Raw genomic sequence first — 19,007 nt, forward strand, 5'->3', positions numbered from 1 at the left:
AAGCGAGGTCTACTTGATCTCGCACAAGAGAAAAACCATTCTACCTTGAATTTGGAGATTTTAAAAAGACTATTAGCATTGAAAATGGCTTGGAAAACAGCCAAACCATACAAAAAATATGGATAGGGATCAAAAAGGAGTAAGTGTGTGAGAAAAGGTGTTCGGACGCATGGGAACACCTTTTCTCACCTCACATCTTATTAATGCTTCATCATTTTGATAATGCGGAACTGGTTATCCCGGCCTTTTTTCACCGTAAAGTGGACACGGTCACCGGGTTTATACAGCTTTAAATCCACCTTTTTACTGACAGCTAAGTCCATGGTCATTTTAGGCCAACCCAATGCGGGAATAGGATCATGGGTTAGATTAACCATGTTATGGTGGGCATGGACCTTATGGAGTTGCCCCATGGCTTCTGCTTTATTGCTCTTCATGGGCATGCTGTGACCACTGTGGTCCATTTTATGGCCACTATGGTTCATGCTATGCCCCATACCTTCGTGGGAGCCCGCAAAACCGGGTGTTGCTAGCAGTGAAAGGGAAACGGTGAAAGCCAGGGCAAAAATGGATTTCTGCATCAGGTGTCTCCAGAGTGTTGGGTATGTTCTTGTTGGGGTTGTGGGGCGTGGCCAGGTAGATGTCTGGCTTCCCATAAAAAATAGAGGACGGGAATCACAATCAGTGTCATGACCGTGGTGCTCAACATGCCGCCGACCATGGGCAGTGCAATACGACGCATGACATCGGATCCGGGTCCGTCGGTAAAAAAAATGGGTAATAGACCGGCAATGATGACAGAGACAGTCATTAATTTAGGTCGTACCCGCATGGCAGCACCGGTCATGATGCTGGTAAACAGAGTATCTCGGTGGGTTGGCCGGTCTTGCCGAACCTGCTGGTCGATATAGAGTAGCATGACCACGGCTGTCTCTACCGCAATTCCCCCCAGGGCAATAAAACCAACAGCCACAGCCACCGATAGATTGAACCCGGCCAGATGCACAGCCCATAGACCACCCACCAAGCCAAAGGGTAGCGCTGTCATGACCATAATGGTGCGGTCTACCCGGCCAAAGTGGATCATCAACAGTACAAGAATAATGGCGGCTGCCGCAGGAATGGCGATCTGAAGCCGCTCACGCGCCTCGATCATCTGTTCATATTGACCAGACCAGGTAATGGCATACCCGGCAGGTAAGGAGACCGCTTTGGCAACATGTGCTTGGGCCTGGGCCACATAACGCCCGATATCCCGGCCGCTGATATCAACAAAGACCCAACCGGTCAGGCGTGCGTCTTCAGACTTAATCATAGGCGGCCCTTCGGTATAGGTAATGGTGGCCAGTTCTCCTAGAGGTATGTGTTGGCCCATGGGGGTTGGGACCAAGATCTCTGCCAAGTCTTGTTGCGATTCCCGAAAAGGTCGGTCGTAGCGCATTTGAATATTATAGCGTTCACGACCTTGCACACTCTCGGCGATTTTCATACCGCCCAAGGCTGTCTGGATAATGGATTGAAACAAGCCCAGATCAATGTTGCGCCGTGCCAGCTCTTCCCGGTTGGGGTCAATCTCCAGATATCGACCCCCACTAACCCGGTCGGCAAATGCGCTACGGGTGCCTGTTACCTCTTTAACCGCCGCTTCTACATCCAGCGCAATGCGGCCAATCTCCTTAAGATCTTGACCCGATATTTTAATACCAACCGGTGTACGGATTCCCGTAGAGATCATATCCATACGGATTTTAATGGGGTAACCCCAACTGTTGACCAAGCCGGGTAGTTTAACCCGCTGATCAAGAATTTTAATCAGCCCCTCGACATCCAACCCAGCTCGCCACTGATCTTTAGGTTTCAATTTGATCCAGCTCTCAATCATGGAGATTGGTGCAGGATCGGTTGCACTATCGGCGCGACCTACCTTGCCAAAAACCCGCTCAATCTCAGGCACGGTCATGATCAAACGGTTGGTCTGTGCCAACACCTCTTTGGCTTTACCAATAGAGACCCCGGGTAATGTCGTGGGCATATAGAGCAGCTCACCCTCATAGAGGGCAGGCATAAACTCAGAACCCAGTTTACTAAGGGGAACCTGAAGAGAGGCTAGAGCGCCTATGGCAAGAAGCAGGGTCAACCAGCGCTGTTTTAAACTGACCCACAAAAGGGGTTTATACAGGCCCACAAAGAGCCGGTTTAAAGGGTTGCTAAACTCTTTAAGAATATGCCCCCGGATTAGCCAAACCATCAAAATGGGTACAATGGTGATGGAGAGTATGGAAGCAAAGGCCATGGCATAGGTTTTGGTATAAGCCAGGGGTGCAAATAGTCTGTAACTCTCACCGGTTAGGGCAAAGACAGGTAAAAAGGAGACGGTAATGATCAATAGACTAAAAAAGAGTCCGGGTCCGACCTCTTTGGCGGCAAGGATCAGTGCCTCGCGACGCACAGCAGGGGATCGTGGTTGGGGCAGTTCGCTGAGTTTACGATGGGCATTTTCCACCATGACAATCGAGGCATCCACCATGGCGCCAATGGCAATGGCAATTCCCCCTAAAGACATAATATTCGCTGTTATGCCCTGACTGGCCATAATGGTAAAAGCCCCCAACACCCCAAGTGGCAGGGTAATAATGGCAACCAGCGCAGAACGGACATGCAGAAGAAAAACAAGACATACCAGGGCAACAACCAAGCCCTCTTCCAGCAGTTTGTGGTTGAGATACGCTACCGCTCCCCGAATAAGGGGGGCACGATCATAAACGGTGTGGATCTCTACCCCAGGAGGGAGACCAGGGCGGAGTTGATCCAGTTTGTGGTGAATGGCCTGGATCACATTTAAAGCATTTTCGCCCGAGCGCATGACCACAATGCCCCCAACTACCTCTCCTTCACCATTGAGCTCCACCACACCCCGGCGTAATTCAGGCCCCTCCACCACACGGGCCACGTCGGTTAATAGAACCGGACGGCCATTTTTGGCATAAACCACCACCTGTTCCAGATCTTTCAGGCTGGTTACATAGCCTGTCGAGCGGATCATGAGCTCAGTTTCAGCCCGTTCCAGTACCCGGCCACCGACCTCCATACTGGCAGATTTGACCGCTTGGCGTACCCGGCTTAAGGGAACATCAAAGGCCCGTAACCGATTGGGGTCAATACGTACCTGATACTCCCGAACAAACCCCCCGACCGATGCCACTTCGGAAACGCCGGGTACCGTGGCTAACTCAAACTTTAAAAACCAATCCTGCAAGGCACGTAGATCGGCCAGATCATGCTGGCCGGTCCGATCGGTTAAAGCATATTGATACACCCACCCAACACCGGTGGCATCGGGCCCCATACGTGGGGTTGCGGTATCGGGTAGATCTTTTTGCGCGGTCGATAGTGCCTCTGCCACACGGCTACGGGCCCAATACATATCCACATCATCTTGAAAGATGACATAGACAAAGCTGGTTCCGAACATAGAGTAACCACGTACGGCACTGGTTTTGGGTAACCCCAGCAGGATTGTGGAGAGTGGGTAGGTCACCAGATCTTCCACAATCTGCGGTGCTTGGCCGGGGAACTCCGTTCGGATAATAACCTGGGTATCGGATAGATCAGGAATGGCATCCAGCGGTGTACTTTTTAATGCCAAAAGGCCTGCCACCGCCAACCCCAGTGTGCAGATCACCACAATAAGCTGGTTATTGATGGACCACTCAATCAAACGGGCAATTAAGGAGTGTGTAGGGTCATGCCCCAGATTGGGTACTTCTGGTTCATGCGGGGTCATGGTTAGCCCCAGCTACCGGAGAGGGTGGGTAGGGTGTGGCTTGGGCTTTTTCTGAACCATAAGGGGAGTCGGCATCCTGCCCCAGTTGCAACCATACTTTTTGCGCGGTATCGGTAAAGAGTTGCAGGTCTTTTTTCTGATAGTGAGGTGCAGCGCCTTTAAAAATCCACGGTTGTAGTGCGGTGACCAAATCGTGTAGGGCGAGAAGAAGGTCCGCTTCCGTACGGGCATGTTGGGCCCGGGCCAGGGCCTGATCGCTCTGTTCCAAGATCGACCCCAAGCGGGTTTGCCCAAAGCGTGGCCATAAGAGCGCCTTAATATCCCGGGCTGGTTGGAGCTGTTTGGCCTCAATATCATACCCATCAACTTGCGCTTCATGCAGATAGAGAGCAGCATCCACCAGATGGTCAATCATGGCCATCTCAGAGGAGGTTGGGTTAAGCATGTTCAGGGGGGTCTTTAGACGCTCCAACTTGGTAAAAGACTCCCGTAGGGCACTTTCGGAATCGATCAAGAACTGCCCAGAGATAACCACTTGATCATGGGCATCTACCCCTTCCAGTAGTTCAGTATAACCACCACTAGAGAGCCCAACTTTAACAGTTTTAGGTTGAAAGCGTCCTTCCCCCAGGGCCACCACAACATGGTAACCTAAGGCGTTGTTAAGGAGTGCCCCATTGGGTAGGGCCAACCGTTTATCCACCCCCACTTCAAAGATGACATCAGCATAAGCACCGGGTCGTAGCACACCGTCGCTGTTATCCAGTAATAGACGGATGGTGCCGGTCCGGCTGGCGGCATCAATGGTGGGGTGAATGTAATCAATCTTGGTATGAACCGGGCGTCCAGGTAGGTTGGGCAGCATGACGGAGACAGGGGTCTGTGGGGTAATTCGCCCCAGATCCTTTTCTGCGACACTGGCATTAAGCCAGACGGTCCGGTAGTCCTGTACGGTGGCGATGGCCATACCGGGTTTGACGTAACTACCTTGGCGAATATTGAGTTTGCTCAAAATGCCTGAACTATCCGCATAAAAGGGGACTTTTTGGACCAGTGTGCGGCTTTTTTTTAACTGTTCAATAAAGCGGCGGTCCAGCCCCAAGGCAATCAACCGCTGGGTTGCGGCATGTAGGCGGCCATTACCGGCACGCTCCACAGCGCTGATCAAGTCCCGTTGTGCCGCCACCAGATCTGGGCTGAAAAGACGGTAGAGCACCATGCCCCGTTTAACCGGGTCACCCACAGCGGTGACATGCAGTTTTTCTACCCAGCCAGAGACACGGCTGGCCACAACCCTTTGTGCCCGTGCATTCTCCATAACCATACCAAAAGCACGGATACGACGACCAAACTCTGTGAGCTGGGGTTGGCTGTAGCGGACACCAATATTTTGAATAATCTCAGGAGCAATGGTGACCATGGTCCGTTCATGGCCCTGAGTGGTTGCAGCTTCACCCGCTGCGGCCATGGCTACCAGGTCCATACCGCATAAGGGGCAGCTACCCATCTCTTCAGCAATATAGTGGGGGTGCATGGGACAGGTGTAGCGTACTTTTTCTGCTTCAGCCCATCCCAGTTGTGGAACCACCAGAAGTAAAAAAAGCAGGGCGGCATTGAGGGTTTTGTACATTACGGGTCTACCTGGGCATAGAAGAGGGTGTGTATTTTAGCCGCAGCTGTGATCTGCCGTGCTTGCTGGCGAGCCCTATCCAAACCTAAGCGAATGCGGGAGATGGCCGGTTGAATGACACGATCCAATGTCACTTCGCCCGCTTCATAGCGGCGTTCCATGGCAGCTTCAAGGTCCCTGATCTCTTTTTGACGTTTCTGCAGGGCGTCCAGCAGTTGAAGACTGGTGTGGTAGTCAGCCAGCGCGGCATCATAGCGGGCACGGGCTGTACGTTGGGCATCATCCATGGCCAGGGTGGCCTGTTTGACCGCCATTTTGGCCCCGGCAATTTTGGGTTGTTGGTTCCATTTGGACCACAAAGGGACCCGGATGGTGGCTTTAAGCCCATACCAGTCATCCCCATTAAAGCTGGCATTATTGACCCGCTGTTGCCATACAGCACTGACGCCATAGTCGGGGTTTAACCGGGCTTGGGCAATATCCACTTTATGTTTGGCCAGCTGTTTTTTTATCTGGGCTGTCTGCACCATCAATGGGGTTGTGACGGTCCAAGCCAGTGGCGTAAGTTTGGGTGGAGAGGTGCGGGGGGTTTGGCCGACCAAAGCGTGTAAGGTCGCTTTATAGCGCTGATCTTCGCCCACCAGACTTAACAGGGCTTCTCGTAACTCACTGCGCTGAATATCCAACTCTTCAACCCGTCCATAGACCGCTTTACCCGCTTCTAACTCCCCTTTAAGCCAGTGGTCCAGTTCGCTGATTTTTACCAACTGGTTCTTAATGGCCAACATGCTCTGGGCCACGCGTTGTCGCTGGGCCAGGGTGGTTAGAAGCTCAAGGGTCAACTTGGCCTGCTGTTGTTTGGCTTCTTGCCGTACCAGATCGCCCTGGCTGAGCCCCAATTGACGTTTGGCCAACCGACCTTGCCGGTTGGGAAAACTTTGGGCCACCGCAACGGATTTGTTACTGGGCAGAAAACGGTCAAAGCGGGTGGGGGTCGAAACAGGCACATTATTAACCCCTACGGTAATACTGGGGTTGGGTAGTCCCATGGCACCGGGGGCAGCGTAGGTATAGCTTTGTGCTTTATGCATTAAGGCTTGAACGCTTGGATGCATACCCAAACTTTTTTGAAGCACCAAAAAGTTTGTTTCTGCCTTGGCGTTTGAGCAAAAAATAATAAAAATTATGGTGAAGAGGGGAACGTGTCGCTTCATTGGTGCTGTCTCCTGCTTGGAACAGGTTCCTAGGGGGGCCTATGGTTTGACGGTATTCGGGGGAGATTGCTGGATCTCTACCATCAAACCATAGACATTACCCAGGGTGGGACGAACCCACGTACAAATAATGGCAGATACAGGTGCGCTTGTGTACGTTTTTAATGTAAATAATCGATTGAAACATAAAGCATATATTATCGTTTTATGACAAAATCTAAGAACTGTTTCATAAATACGACATAATCATCTGCCCTGTCACAATTGTGTCGTATATAGGTGTTAAAGCTTAGCCTGTCCGAACGTCCATACATCCCCGATCGTGCATGGTGTGGACCTGGGCATCACGATAATCCATTGTTATACTCATTCCTCACCCTCGTGCTGATCTGCGATGAACGGATAACCGACCATGGATGCTGCAGACCGTATTCTGATCTTGGAAGATGATCAACAGACCCGCCAGATGGTGGCGGACTATCTGCGTGAAAATGGATTTGAGGTGGAGACCCTACCCGATGGTCATCAATTGGACGTGACCATTAAACAGTGGCAGCCGGATGCCATCATTATGGATCTGATGATGCCGGGTGAAGATGGCTTGAGCCTGTGTAAACGTTTGAGCATTGGGGAAGAGACCGCAGATATTCCCATTATTATGCTCACGGCGAGAGGTGAGGAGACAGACCGTATTGTGGGTCTGGAGATGGGTGCAGATGACTATCTAAGCAAGCCCTTTAGTACGCGAGAATTGTTGGCACGTTTGCGCAGTGTGTTGCGCCGTACACGGGCCATGCCGCGCACCAAAGAACCCAAGGAAATTACCATTTACCACTTTGCCGGGTGGCAACTTAATGTTGCGGCCCAGGAGCTGATCGCACCCGACGGGCTGATCGTAGAGTTGACACGGGGTGAGTTCACCCTGTTGTTGGCTTTTCTTAACCATCCCAATGAGATTTTGGATCGGGATCGCATTATGGCTTTTTATCGGCAGCGTCAGGCCGAGATTTATGACCGAAGTATTGATGTGCAGATCGGGCGTTTACGTAAACGGTTGCAGGAACCGAAGGAGCCCCAGCTTCTAAAAACGGTTTGGGGAAAAGGGTACATTCTTAAAGCAGAGGTGGATGCTCGATGAAGTTTGATCTTCTGCCCCGTACCCTCTCTGGTCAGTTGTTGATGATTTTAACCACCGGTATCTCTCTGGTTTTGGCCCTAAGTGCGGTGTTACACCTGCATGAACGGGGGGATGCCCTTTCCAGCTATGGGGGTATTCAGGCGGCCTACCAGCTAAAAGGGGTGGTGGAGACACTGGATCCGCTACCGGTATCGGAACGCCAGCAACTGCTTAAACTGATGGAGACCTCCCTACAGTTTGTGCGGATTTTAGAGCCGGAGGCCGAAGCGATTATCCATAGTACCCCCAGCCACCCCATGGCATTGCAGTTTTTCCAACATCTGCAGACCATCTTTGGTCCGGGTTGGGCCTTAAGGGTCAAAATGCTGGCTTGGGATAACCCCACCGTAGCGGCACATCCTGAAATGGATGTGCATCAACGTCATCACCAGCAACATATGGGGGGAATGCAGCGGATCTTCCCCGATGGTCTCTCCTTTTTGGCCCAGGTGCAGTTAAAAGATGGTCGATGGGTGGAATTTCATAACCATCTACCCAAAGAGGTGTTTAACCGTCCGGACCATCTGATCTATGCCCTGTTCGGGCTCTTTTTTGGGGCGATGGTATTGTCTGTGGTGGCCATTCATCTAACCACCCGTCCATTGACCCTGTTGGTTAAAGCCACCCATGGTTTGGGGGAGGATATCAACCGTGATCCGCTGCCGGTTCAAGGGTGTCGGGAGTTGCGTCAGACCGCTAAGGCCTTAAATGGTATGCAGGCGCGCATTAAACGACATGTACAGGAGCGGACACAGTTGCTGGCTGCGATCTCCCATGATCTGCGAACACCACTAACCCGTATGCGTCTACGAACAGAGCGGCTTGAGCAGGGGGAGATGCAAGACGCCTATTTTCAAGATCTCAAAGAGATGGAGGAGATGACCAGCGGTGCTATGGCTTTTATCCGTGGTATGGAGCAAAAAGAGCAGCGGCAACGGATAGATGTCTGTGCCATGTTGGAGCGTTTACAAGAGGAGTTTGCCGAGCTAGGGCACCAGATCGATTTAGAGATACCCGACTCCATGCCTTTTTGGGTGATGCGCAATAGCTTTAAACGTGCGTTGAGTAATCTTATCAGTAATGGGGTGCAATATGGCAAGCAGGTAAGCCTCTCGGTCAAGCAGCAAGGGTCGCATTTATGGCTTGAGGTTCGGGACCATGGTCCTGGTATTCCTGAAGAAGATCTACACCGGGTGGTGGAGCCCTTTGAAAGGTTAGAAACTTCCCGAAGTCGCCATACAGGGGGATCCGGGTTGGGCTTGGCCATTGTACGCAATATCATCCATGCCCACGGGGGCGCATTGCGTTTATGGAACCACCCCCAGGGTGGGCTGGTGGTGACCCTTACCCTGGAGGATAAACCGGTCACTTCTGAGCCTAATGCTCCAGTATAAAAAACCGCTCAAAATGGGCAACATTGATCAACTTTTTTACCCGCTCGTTGCAGTGCATAATATGTATTTTTCGGCCACTGGTATCCACAATGTTCTGGGCCCAAAGCAACATACCTAACCCAGCACTATCAATATACTCTACCTGACGCATATCAAACTCAATACGGTTGTGCATCAACTCCTTCTCACACTTATCCATAAACTCCTTCCATGCATTAAACTTAAACTCGCTTGGCAGGGTAATAACCACGGTATCAATCGGTTCTTTTTTTTGACGGATGGTAATGGTCATGGCGTGCTCCATAGGGTTTATGGGGCGTGATAATTTTTCTCTCTCTCTTCACACCTGTTTTCCGATCAAGCTCAGGACAGATCCCAACATGTATATAACCTTTTAGATATGTACAAAGCGTACCAAAAAAATGGTTGTTTGTGGTGTTTTTTTAGGATCAAGAAAAGATAAGCATGATTTATATCTCGGCTAAATCGAGTGGTTGAAAATGAACTATGTTCGATAAAGGGCTAGGATAATTCAGCTTTCTGGTGGGTGGGGTAGGGGTGGCTGTATGGGGATTTTTTTACTTTAGTGACATGGAAGAGGGCATGATCAATGTATAATCTCCAAATATATCTGAAAGATGACCTAAAGCAGCTTGAGATCTCTCGTGGCGCTCAACCGATGCATGAATACCATTGACCAGATATCTACAAACCAATTGGATTTTGGAAGATAAACCACGCTCAAGCTCCCTGATACTATGGGGCACGTAAACCAAAAAATTGGTAGACACTCTGTGCTTGGATTCATCACCTATGGGTTTAGGTTTCCCCCTGTTATCTTTATCCGTTGGGCTACCATTTCCTCTCAACCATTCAGGGCCTAGGCAGTGACCATGGAGAGCTTTACAGGACGTATTCACCAGATTATCTACCATAACCCTGAGACCGGTTATGGGGTGTTGGCGGTCGCCCCCGATGAAGCACCCGAGCTAAACCACACGGTGGTGGGTACCTTACCGGCACCTGCGGTAGAGATGCGTGTGCGTGTTCATGGCCTATGGGTAAGCAATGCCAAATATGGGTTACAGTTTAAGGCAGAAAAATTTGAACCTCAGGCCACGACCATGGAAGAGGCGATAACCCTTTATCTAAAAGGCGGGGGTATTAAAGGCATTGGCAAAACCCTGGCCCCTAAGTTGGTACAAAGGTTTGGAAGTGGGCTGTTTGATATGCTTGATGAACGGCCAGATGCCCTCTTAAAGATCAAAGGGATTGGGCGGGCCAACAAAGAGCAGATTATTCAACATTGGCAAGGTGCCAGAGCCGATGCGCAGATTATGCTGATGCTCTATCAGTTGGGGTTTGGTCCGGCGTTAACCCGTGCGGTTAGTCGTAAGTTAAAAGAGAGCCATCCTGAACAGGATGCTTTAAAAATATTGAAAGAGAACCCCTATCTATTGGCACAAGTGCGGGGCATTTCATTTCAACGTGCAGACCGTGCGGCATTAGCGCTGGATATCAGCCCATTTGATGCACGGCGTATTGAAGCGGCCATGTTGGAGGTGCTCAGCCATTTAGCGGGGAGTGAAGGTCATACCCTATTGGAGGAGACCACTTTTCACCAGCGCTTGGCGGTATTGCTCCAGCTTCAGGATGAGCAAGAACAACTGGAATCTATGGTCCTGGATCGTTTGGACCTGGGGGAGGGGCCGGTGGTGCGGGTGGTGGATGCCGATGGAACCACCCATGTACAGTTGGCCCGTTACCATGGTTATGAAAAAGAGATCGCCTTTCATTTAAACCGCTTACAGGGTCCTAACCCCATTGGCAGTATGTCAGAAGATTGGATCCAACGTGTCAGCCGCGGTGCTTTTACCTTATCTCCTGACCAGCAAGCGGCTCTGACGACTGTAACCGGTGAAAAAATGGCCATCCTAACCGGTGGGCCAGGTATGGGTAAAACGACCATTACCCGTTATGTGATTGAACATGCCGTTGCCCATAAACAGAGCGTCAAGCTCTGTGCACCCACAGGTCGGGCGGCCAAGCAGTTGGCGGAAGCCACCGGTGAGGTTGCGCTGACCATCCACCGTCTTATGGGTAAAAATAGTGATGAGGAGGTCGAAGGTAAACAGACCTTTAGCTGTGACCTGCTGGTGGTGGATGAGAGCTCCATGATGGATGAGTGGATGGCCAGCTCTTTGTTAAAGCTCTTACCGGATCATTGTCGGGTACTGTTGGTGGGGGATGCCGATCAGTTGCCTTCTGTCGCGGCTGGGCGGGTATTGCAGGATCTCATTCATAGCGGTGTGGTGCCGGTGGCTCGGTTAACAGAGGTGCACCGTCAAGCTGAGGGTTCAGGTATTGCACTTGGCGCGGTTGAAATATTAGCCGGTCGACGCCCCCAGATGGCCAGAGATCTAAAGTTTGTCGAAGTACGTGAAGGGATGGATCATCTCCACCACTGTGCCCAACGTATGTTGGATGGGGTGCAAAAAATGATCACCGTGGGGGAGATCGCAGCAGCGGATATTCAGGTGATTACACCCATGCATGGGACAGAAGTGGGGGTAAAAGCGCTTAATGAAAAACTGCATGAGGCGCTTAACCCTTATGAAGAGGGAGAGCTGGTTTTTGAACTGGAGGGGTTTGCCTACCGGGCCGGTTGCCGGGTGATGCAGACCAAAAATGATTATGAACTGGAGCTGTACAATGGGGATCAAGGTGAGATTGTTGATTTAAAAAAAGACCAACATGGGGTTTGGCAAATCATCGCTCGGTTTGATGGTGCGCAGAAGCTGTTGGATGAAGAGCAGATGCGCAATATTGTCCCCAGTTATGCCATCACTGTGCATAAAAGTCAGGGAGGGCAGTTTGGTTATGTGGTCACCCCGGTGGTGACGGCCCATCAGAAAATGCTCTACCGTAATCTTTTTTACACCTGTGTAACCCGTGCCCGTAAAGGGGTTGTGTTGGTGGGTTCGCAGCCTGCGTTGCAGATGGCCATTACTTTTAAAGAAAATATGCAACGTCACACCGGTTTGTGCAGTCGTATTCAAGAGCGTATGGGCTAAGTATTGGCCTAGAGCCTTTTAACGAATGGGGGTGTCCACCCTCTGTTCCAACAGGTATGGGGTGTGCGCTTACCAAAACCCTGCCTTTATGGGGGGGGTTCCTGTTATCTTATCCGCAGTTATTACCTTTTCCCCGCGACGGTTGTTATGAAAATAAAAGATCGAGATCTGCCCGGTAAACTCAAAGGCAAATCCTACCCTTTGGCCATATTACTTTATGGGCAGGAGCAGGGTCGTATTGAAACGACCGCCGCAACGGTTGAAAAGTGGGTGCTAGGTGGGGATGCTGATCGTGATTTTGACCTAGAACGCTTCTATGGAGGGGACCTGGATGAAGGGCATTTTCTCAGTGCCTGTCGGTCTATTCCCTTTATGGCAGATATGCGCCTGGTGGTGGTGAAAGAGGCAGATAAACTGAGCCCCCCCCAACGTAAATCTTTTGTGACCTATCTGGATAACGAACCTTCCAGCTCCACCGTTGTTCTGTTTCTTTCCGCCAACTTGGAAGCTTCAAACGCGCTACGTAAAGGGTTGGAAAAACATGATCGCTGCTGGGTAACCCCCTTCTATCCATTGGAGGGGCGCCATATGGGGGGGTGGATTGAAGAGCATATCAAAGCCAATGGGTACCGTGCGGCAGATCGAGATCTCATACCCATGCTGGTTCAATTGCTCGAAGGGGATACCCGCAATGCAGAGCGGGAGTTGGAGAAGCTCTATCTCTATGTGGGAAAACCGGGTGCCATTACCCTGGATGCCGCCCGTGCTGTAGTGGGTGAGGCCTCCATACATAGTGGTTTTGATCTGGCAGATTCGGTGTTACGGGGGGATGCCAAAAAAGCCCTACGCACCCTGGATAAACTGGTGCAATCCGGGGGTATGTCCGAAGCGTTGCCGCTGCTTGGGTTGTTGACCCAGCGTATTCGCCGTCTGGCCCAGGCTCAAGGTTGGATGCAGCGTGGTATGGGGGGCGATGAAGTTACCCGTAAGCTACGTATTTTCTGGAAAGAGAAAGACCGTTTTCTGGCCCAGTGTAATCAAGTACCGGCAAAAAATTTGGCGGAAGCTTTAATCACCTGCCAGGAGACAGACCGGTTGCTCAAGGGGGCCGAGGGATCTCGGCCCCCAGAGCAGGTCTTGGGTTCTATGATTCTGCGCCTTGCGCGGCTATTTGGCGGGCGTCCATAATCCGATCCCGACTTAAGGGAATGAGCGTCCCCAGCAGGAAGGCCATACCCAGGGCGCTGAGCAGAAAGACATTCCCCTGCAAAGAGACAAAGGCCAACCCGGCCCATAGCGGACCCAGTACCCGGCCGAGTGCGCCCATGGACTGGAACAGCCCCATCATCAAACCTTGTTTATCTTTATCCGTATTCAGACTAACCAGTGAAGAGAATGCGGGATGCACTAAACCTGCACCGGTGGCGGCCAAGGCCAGTGCAATCAGGATCATGGTATAGCTAGACGCTTGCCCCAGTAGCATCAACCCCAGTGCAATCAGGATCAAACCGGTATAAGCGGTGCGGATCTCCCCCCATTTGGGGACCAGCCGACGCACAATACCGCCTTGCACAATGGCCATAACCACCCCAACAAAGGCAAACAGGTGGCCATTTTCAGACATGGTCTGTGCACCACTGCTCCACCCCATGACAAGTTGTGTCCATAGGGGTAGGGACATCTCAAAAGCGGCAAATAGGGTGATGAAAATACCCATGAACAGGCAGACCATTAAGGCACCAGGATAGTTACGGGCCTGCTGCCAGGGGTGTAGGGAGAGCGGGTGGGCACGCTTGGCCAGGGGCTCTTGCTGTTCCTGGCTTAGATCGCGGGTTTCTGAGAGCAGGAACAGGGCGGCCACCGCATTAATGCCGGTAATGGCTGCTGCGGCCAAGGGGGCTGCGCTGATCCCAAACTCTGCGGCTAAATAACCCCCCATTGCTGGCCCCAATACAAAGCCCAAACTAAACGCAGCACCAATAATACCCATCGCCTGGGCACGTTTTTCTGGGGGTGTCAGATCTGCCATCGCGGCTTGGGCTGCAGCAATGTTGGCCCCCATAAACCCAGCCAGAGCACGGGAGAGAATGAGTACAATCAAACTCTCTGCCAGACCATAGATCAGGTAGGAAAAAGCCGAACCAAAGAGACCAATAATCAGTACAGGGCGTCGTCCCACACGGTCAGAAAGGCGTCCCCACAGCGGTGAGAAGAGGAACTGCATCAGGGAGTAGACCCCCATCAACACACCGATCTCAAAGGTGGAGGCGTTAAACATAGGGTCGCTGGCATAGTTGGGCAACAGCGGTAGGACCAGACCAAAACCAAGCAGGTCCAGAAAGACCGTGAAGAAAATGATACCGATGGTACTTTTGCGTTTCATAGAGTCGTCCTGCCTTGGGGTACAGGGTATAATCTTTTCAAGGTGATGAATCCCTGAAAAAGTATGAAGTTGACGGGGCATTCTTGGGGCCAGTTAGCCCCGGATGCCGACATAATGATGCGCCACATGCTGTTGGGATGACCATATGCCCCTAAAGGCAGGGGGTCTCTGGATGCACAGCAATCATTGGCGCCCTATTATGATGATGTGACAACAATAATTCCAATATAAAAGCATGCTGTCTGGCGACAAAAAAAGGCCGAACCCTGTTGGATCCGGCCTTTTTTATGATTCACACCCTAAGCATCAATTTACGGGTACGCCAGCCTGGTTCGCATTGACCAAGAAGTGCACACCGATGGAGGCAAAGTAGCCAATCGCGATGACAGGTGCCCACTTTAAGTGGCCGAAGAAGGTGTACATGCCGCGGGCTTGACCCATCAGCGCAACACCCGCTGCGGAACCAATGGAGAGCATAGAGCCACCGACACCAGCGGTCAGGGTAACCAGCAACCACTGCAGCATGTCCATCTCAGGCATCATGGTCAACACCGCAAACATAACGGGGATGTTATCCACAATGGCGGAGAGGAAGCCCACCGTGATGTTGGCCCAGGTTGGACCCCAGTCGATGAACATAACCTTGGAGACGATCTCCAGGTAGCCGATGAAGCCCAGGCCACCAACGCAGAGGATAACACCGTAGAAGAACAGCAGTGTATCCCACTCAGCCCGTTCCACCTTACGGAAGATATCAAAGCGGACATCACCGATCTCGCCATCTTCACCATGCTGCTCGCGGGAGTGGGTCAGCTTTAGGTAGTAAGCATACAGCTTAAGCAGACCTAAACCGGTGGTCATACCGACCATGGGGGGCATGTGCAGGAAGTTATGGAAGCTTACTGCGGTGACGATGGTCATCAGGAACAGACCAATGATCACAAAACCACCCCGGCGAATTTCCACCACTTCATCACTGGCTTCCGGTGTATCGGTAGAAACCGTACGGGCCATGATGTAGGCAGGGATCAGCCAGTTAACCAGTGAGGGAACGAAGAGCAGGAAGAAGGTGGTAAAAGGTACTACGCCCTTCTGCCAAACCATCAGGGTCGTGATATCACCAAAGGGGCTGAAAGCACCACCGGCGTTTGCAGCAACCACAATGTTGATACACGCAATACCCACAAATTGGGGCCTGCTTCGTCCCACCGCCAAGATCACCGCACACATCAACAGTGCTGTGGTCAGGTTATCTGCAATGGGGGAGATGAAGAAGGAGAGCACACCGGTCATCCAGAACATCTGGCGGTAACTAAAGCCAGAGCGGACCAACCACGCACGCAGCGCCTGGAAGACTTGACGTTCGTCCAAGGCGTTGATGTAGGTCATCGCAACCAAAAGGAACAGGAACAGTTCAGCAAATTCCAGAATGTTGTGACGTACAGCAGCTTCTGCTGCATGCTGTACGGCTTTTTGGGTGCCTGGGTCGGCAATACCACCGGCAAAGTCGGCATAAACATACGCGACAATGGCCCAGATCAAACCTGCTGCAAAGATCACAGGTTTGGATTTGCGCATGTGGGTAAACTCTTCACCCATTACCAGAGCATAGGCAAGCACAAAGATCACAATAGCTGTTGGACCAACCCACATCTCGGTGAGATCGGGCAGATTATCCGGTAACGGCATACCACCGCCTGCGGCCATGGCCAGTTCCGGCATACCCAACAGTACCAGCATCGCAGCCAGACTGTACAAGAAGAGCTTATTCAAGGCTCCCTCCTAAAACATGGAAAAGAGTCTAAAGACTGGTAATCTACATGCGTAGTTCTGTGGAACACAAAAAGTAGACTCCAGCAGCGGCAGATTTTAGCCGGTTCCCACAAGGCTTGCAATACGATAACGCCCGTATTTGTAACGGTTTGAATCACGTCCTAAGATTCTGGCTTCTACAAACCAGAGCCTTTTCTATGCAGTGCAGAAAAAAACCGTGTGGTGTACTGAAGATAGCGATGATTGCTCTAATAAGGTTGTATTTCCGTCTCACCTTTTGCAGGTGCAAAAAAAATTCAGAACCTGACACTTTTGCAGGTAAAATCCCCTCAAATCTGTCTGTTTTGAGGGGGGTAGTCCCACAAAAAAAACCCTGCTTACGGTTTCTTAAGGTGAGACCGCTGGGACAAAAAAGTCGGGTAAAATGGATTGCTCCGCACAATAATCCCGCCAACTCAGGTCCATATGCGCCAGTGTACCCGAGCCCACCAGGCAGGTTTTTAGGCCCATGCGGTTGCCACCCAGAATATCGGTCTCTGGGGTATCCCCAATCATCACTATTTCTTCAAGGGGTACATGGGGTACCGAGGCCAAAGCTTTTTCAAACACCGGTGAGAAGGGCTTGCCCAAGCCAATAAAAGGCGCCCCATGGCGTTGGTTCAGATCTAAGGCCGCATGACCAGCAACGGGCATCCAACCACCATCGGGTAGGGGCACCACCATATCGGGGTTGGCCACCAACATGGGGAGAGACTGGCGGCTCATAATGGCCTCCACATGGGGTTGGTAAGGGGTATCCCAATACAGAGAGTCACTACAGACCAGTAAGGAGCGGGGAGGGCTCTGTGCCAAGCGGTTATCGCCAGGGGGGCGTTCCAGTTGATCTGGGTTAGGCGCATAGGCCGCCCGGCTCTGGGCAGAGCCAATCAGTAAATAGGGGGTGTTCCGCAGTGTGCTGCGTTGTAAATAGTCGGAGACCACCATGCCCGATGTGATCAATTCTGAAATCTCAAAGTGTACATGGCGCTGGGCCAATTTCTGTTGAATGGACGGTAGGGACTCATGCCCATTATTGGACAGTAGGCGAATGGTCTTTCCCTGATCGCGCAGGTGCTGCATGGCATCTGCCACACCTTGCTGTTGGGTGGCACCGCCATATAGTACCCCATAAGCATCAAAAAAAAGTGTGCTAAAGGGTTCTACAGCCTGCATAAATGTGGTTTCTACAGCCATTTTTCCTTGGTTGTAAGCACCGCCATTCAACCACCGAACATAGCTGCGATAAAGGGTGCGAAGTTGGGCACCCTGATCAATTAACTGTTTAGACATCGACACCATTCCCAGCCTTATTTGGTCAACCTATCCTGATTAAGTGATTTTTATCTATACATCGATCAGAGATTTTTTTAACATATCAAATACGTTATAAGAATTTTTTTGGGTTTTGGAGTGTAGCGCTGCCACCTGCCAAATGTGGCAAGGGGGGGAAGTCATGAGTTTTTCCGATACACGTTTACGGGTTTTCTACGCGGTTGCCAAGCATCTATCCTTTACCCGAGCGGCGGAGGAGCTCTATTTGACCCAACCTGCGGTCACTTTTCAAATTCGCCAGCTTGAAGAGCATTTTGATACCCGCCTATTTGACCGTCACCATAACCGTATCTCCCTGACCGAAGCTGGGCAGGAGGTCTACAGCTATGCTGAACGTATTTTGGATCTCTACCGAGAGACCGAAAAAGCGGTCAGTGAGTTAACAGGTGTGACCCGTGGTGTGGTTAAAGTTGGGGCATCCACCACCATTGGTGAGTACCTGCTGCCACGTATTCTCAGCGATTATCGTGATCAGTTCAATGATGTACAGATCCGCCTCTCCATTGATAATACCCGTACGGTTGTGCGTAAGTTGGAAGATGCCACCATTGATGTGGGTATGATTGAGGGACCGGTTAAAAATAAGAACATTGCCCGCGAAGGGTGCTTGGATGATGAGTTGGTGATTATCCTACCCCCGGATCATCCCCTTATTTCATTGGACGAAATTCCCGTTAAAGAGCTAAAAGCCTACCCCTTTGTCAGTCGTGAGGAGGGCTCTGGTACCCGTCAGGTGGTGCATGATCATCTGCTCCAAGCAGGTCTGCCTTATGACCAGTTGGATATTGTGCTGGAGCTGGGTTCGACTGAGGCTGTCAAAGGGTCTGTCGAAGGGGGAATCGGTATTGGCGTGGTTTCTAGCGCTTCACTGATCAAAGAGTTGAAGTTGGGCACTTTGGTGGCCAAACGGGTTCAGGGTGTACGTATTACCCGTACCATCAACTTTATCCACCAGAAGCAGAAGTTTCGCTCCAAAGCGGTGGAAGCTTTTATCAACTTTGCCAAAGACCACTGTAAAAATATGGTCTCAGTCATCGACTGAGCAGGTGGGTTTAAGCCATAAGAAAAAAGCCCTGGCACGTGTTGCCAGGGCTTTTTTTATATGGTTTGTCTATCGACAGAGCTTATCCATCCATTCCAAAGTGGTGGCAGTCTTTGTCAACTCTGCCAAAGAGCACGGTAAAAAGATGGTTTCCGTTATCGACTG

At 51.2% G+C, this 19,007-nt stretch carries 13 protein-coding genes; 5 read left to right on the top strand and 8 right to left on the bottom strand.

All coding sequences use genetic code 11. From position 1 onward, the window contains the following. Nucleotides 1-200: 200 nt before the first annotated feature. The 4 genes from V5T57_RS06215 to V5T57_RS06230 are packed head-to-tail and all read right to left on the bottom strand — an operon-like array spanning nucleotide 201 to nucleotide 6,529. On the bottom strand, nucleotides 201-581 hold the full coding sequence (locus V5T57_RS06215) for a copper-binding protein (protein ID WP_332890308.1): 381 nt from the start codon (nucleotides 579-581) through the stop codon (nucleotides 201-203). Beyond that, nucleotides 581-3,784, bottom strand: a complete 3,204-nt coding sequence (locus V5T57_RS06220; protein ID WP_332890309.1) for an efflux RND transporter permease subunit — start codon at nucleotides 3,782-3,784, stop codon at nucleotides 581-583. Before V5T57_RS06220 ends, V5T57_RS06215 begins: the two co-directional genes overlap by 1 nt. Next, the gene (locus V5T57_RS06225; RefSeq protein WP_332890310.1) at nucleotides 3,771-5,414 is read right to left on the bottom strand and encodes an efflux RND transporter periplasmic adaptor subunit; all 1,644 of its coding nucleotides are present in this window, start codon (nucleotides 5,412-5,414) and stop codon (nucleotides 3,771-3,773) included. Before V5T57_RS06225 ends, V5T57_RS06220 begins: the two co-directional genes overlap by 14 nt. Beyond that, nucleotides 5,414-6,529: a TolC family protein gene (locus V5T57_RS06230; RefSeq protein WP_332890311.1), complete on the bottom strand. Its 1,116-nt coding sequence runs from the start codon at nucleotides 6,527-6,529 to the stop codon at nucleotides 5,414-5,416. The genes V5T57_RS06225 and V5T57_RS06230 overlap by 1 nt, the downstream gene beginning before the upstream one ends. A gap of 511 nt (nucleotides 6,530-7,040) precedes the next feature. Between V5T57_RS06230 and V5T57_RS06235 the strand changes: the two genes are divergently transcribed. Together V5T57_RS06235 and V5T57_RS06240 are read left to right on the top strand one after the other, a co-directional pair. Then, nucleotides 7,041-7,766 carry a response regulator gene (locus V5T57_RS06235; RefSeq protein ID WP_332890312.1) on the top strand — a complete coding sequence of 242 codons (726 nt, stop codon included), beginning with the start codon at nucleotides 7,041-7,043 and terminating at the stop codon, nucleotides 7,764-7,766. Next, nucleotides 7,763-9,199: an ATP-binding protein gene (locus V5T57_RS06240; protein WP_332890313.1), complete on the top strand. Its 1,437-nt coding sequence runs from the start codon at nucleotides 7,763-7,765 to the stop codon at nucleotides 9,197-9,199. The genes V5T57_RS06235 and V5T57_RS06240 overlap by 4 nt, the downstream gene beginning before the upstream one ends. On the opposite strand, the gene V5T57_RS06245 is transcribed toward V5T57_RS06240, so the two are convergent. Next, nucleotides 9,183-9,491 (bottom strand): STAS domain-containing protein, encoded by a 309-nt coding sequence (locus V5T57_RS06245; RefSeq protein WP_332890314.1) that lies wholly within the window; start codon nucleotides 9,489-9,491, stop codon nucleotides 9,183-9,185. The genes V5T57_RS06240 and V5T57_RS06245 overlap by 17 nt on opposite strands. A gap of 601 nt (nucleotides 9,492-10,092) precedes the next feature. Between V5T57_RS06245 and recD2 the strand changes: the two genes are divergently transcribed. Then, on the top strand, nucleotides 10,093-12,273 hold the full coding sequence (recD2, locus tag V5T57_RS06250) for an SF1B family DNA helicase RecD2 (RefSeq protein WP_332890315.1): 2,181 nt from the start codon (nucleotides 10,093-10,095) through the stop codon (nucleotides 12,271-12,273). A gap of 147 nt (nucleotides 12,274-12,420) precedes the next feature. Then, complete coding sequence (gene holA / locus V5T57_RS06255; protein ID WP_332890316.1) at nucleotides 12,421-13,461, top strand: DNA polymerase III subunit delta; 1,041 nt, start codon at nucleotides 12,421-12,423, stop codon at nucleotides 13,459-13,461. On the opposite strand, the gene V5T57_RS06260 is transcribed toward holA, so the two are convergent. From V5T57_RS06260 to V5T57_RS06270, 3 genes are all read right to left on the bottom strand, one after another. Then, nucleotides 13,418-14,656 (bottom strand): MFS transporter, encoded by a 1,239-nt coding sequence (locus V5T57_RS06260; RefSeq protein ID WP_332890317.1) that lies wholly within the window; start codon nucleotides 14,654-14,656, stop codon nucleotides 13,418-13,420. The two genes, holA and V5T57_RS06260, sit on opposite strands and share 44 nt — an antisense overlap. A gap of 306 nt (nucleotides 14,657-14,962) precedes the next feature. Further along, complete coding sequence (gene nhaD / locus V5T57_RS06265; protein ID WP_442918172.1) at nucleotides 14,963-16,378, bottom strand: sodium:proton antiporter NhaD; 1,416 nt, start codon at nucleotides 16,376-16,378, stop codon at nucleotides 14,963-14,965. 438 nt (nucleotides 16,379-16,816) lie between these two features. Beyond that, a complete protein-coding gene (locus V5T57_RS06270) occupies nucleotides 16,817-17,758 on the bottom strand; it encodes an HAD-IIA family hydrolase (RefSeq protein WP_332890319.1) in 942 nt (313 codons plus the stop codon). A gap of 163 nt (nucleotides 17,759-17,921) precedes the next feature. Between V5T57_RS06270 and V5T57_RS06275 the strand changes: the two genes are divergently transcribed. After that, nucleotides 17,922-18,842 (top strand): selenium metabolism-associated LysR family transcriptional regulator, encoded by a 921-nt coding sequence (locus V5T57_RS06275; protein WP_332890320.1) that lies wholly within the window; start codon nucleotides 17,922-17,924, stop codon nucleotides 18,840-18,842. The last annotated feature ends 165 nt before the right edge of the window (nucleotides 18,843-19,007 follow it).

The organism is Magnetococcus sp. PR-3, assembly GCF_036689865.1.
Taxonomy (GTDB): Bacteria; Pseudomonadota; Magnetococcia; order Magnetococcales; family Magnetococcaceae; genus Magnetococcus.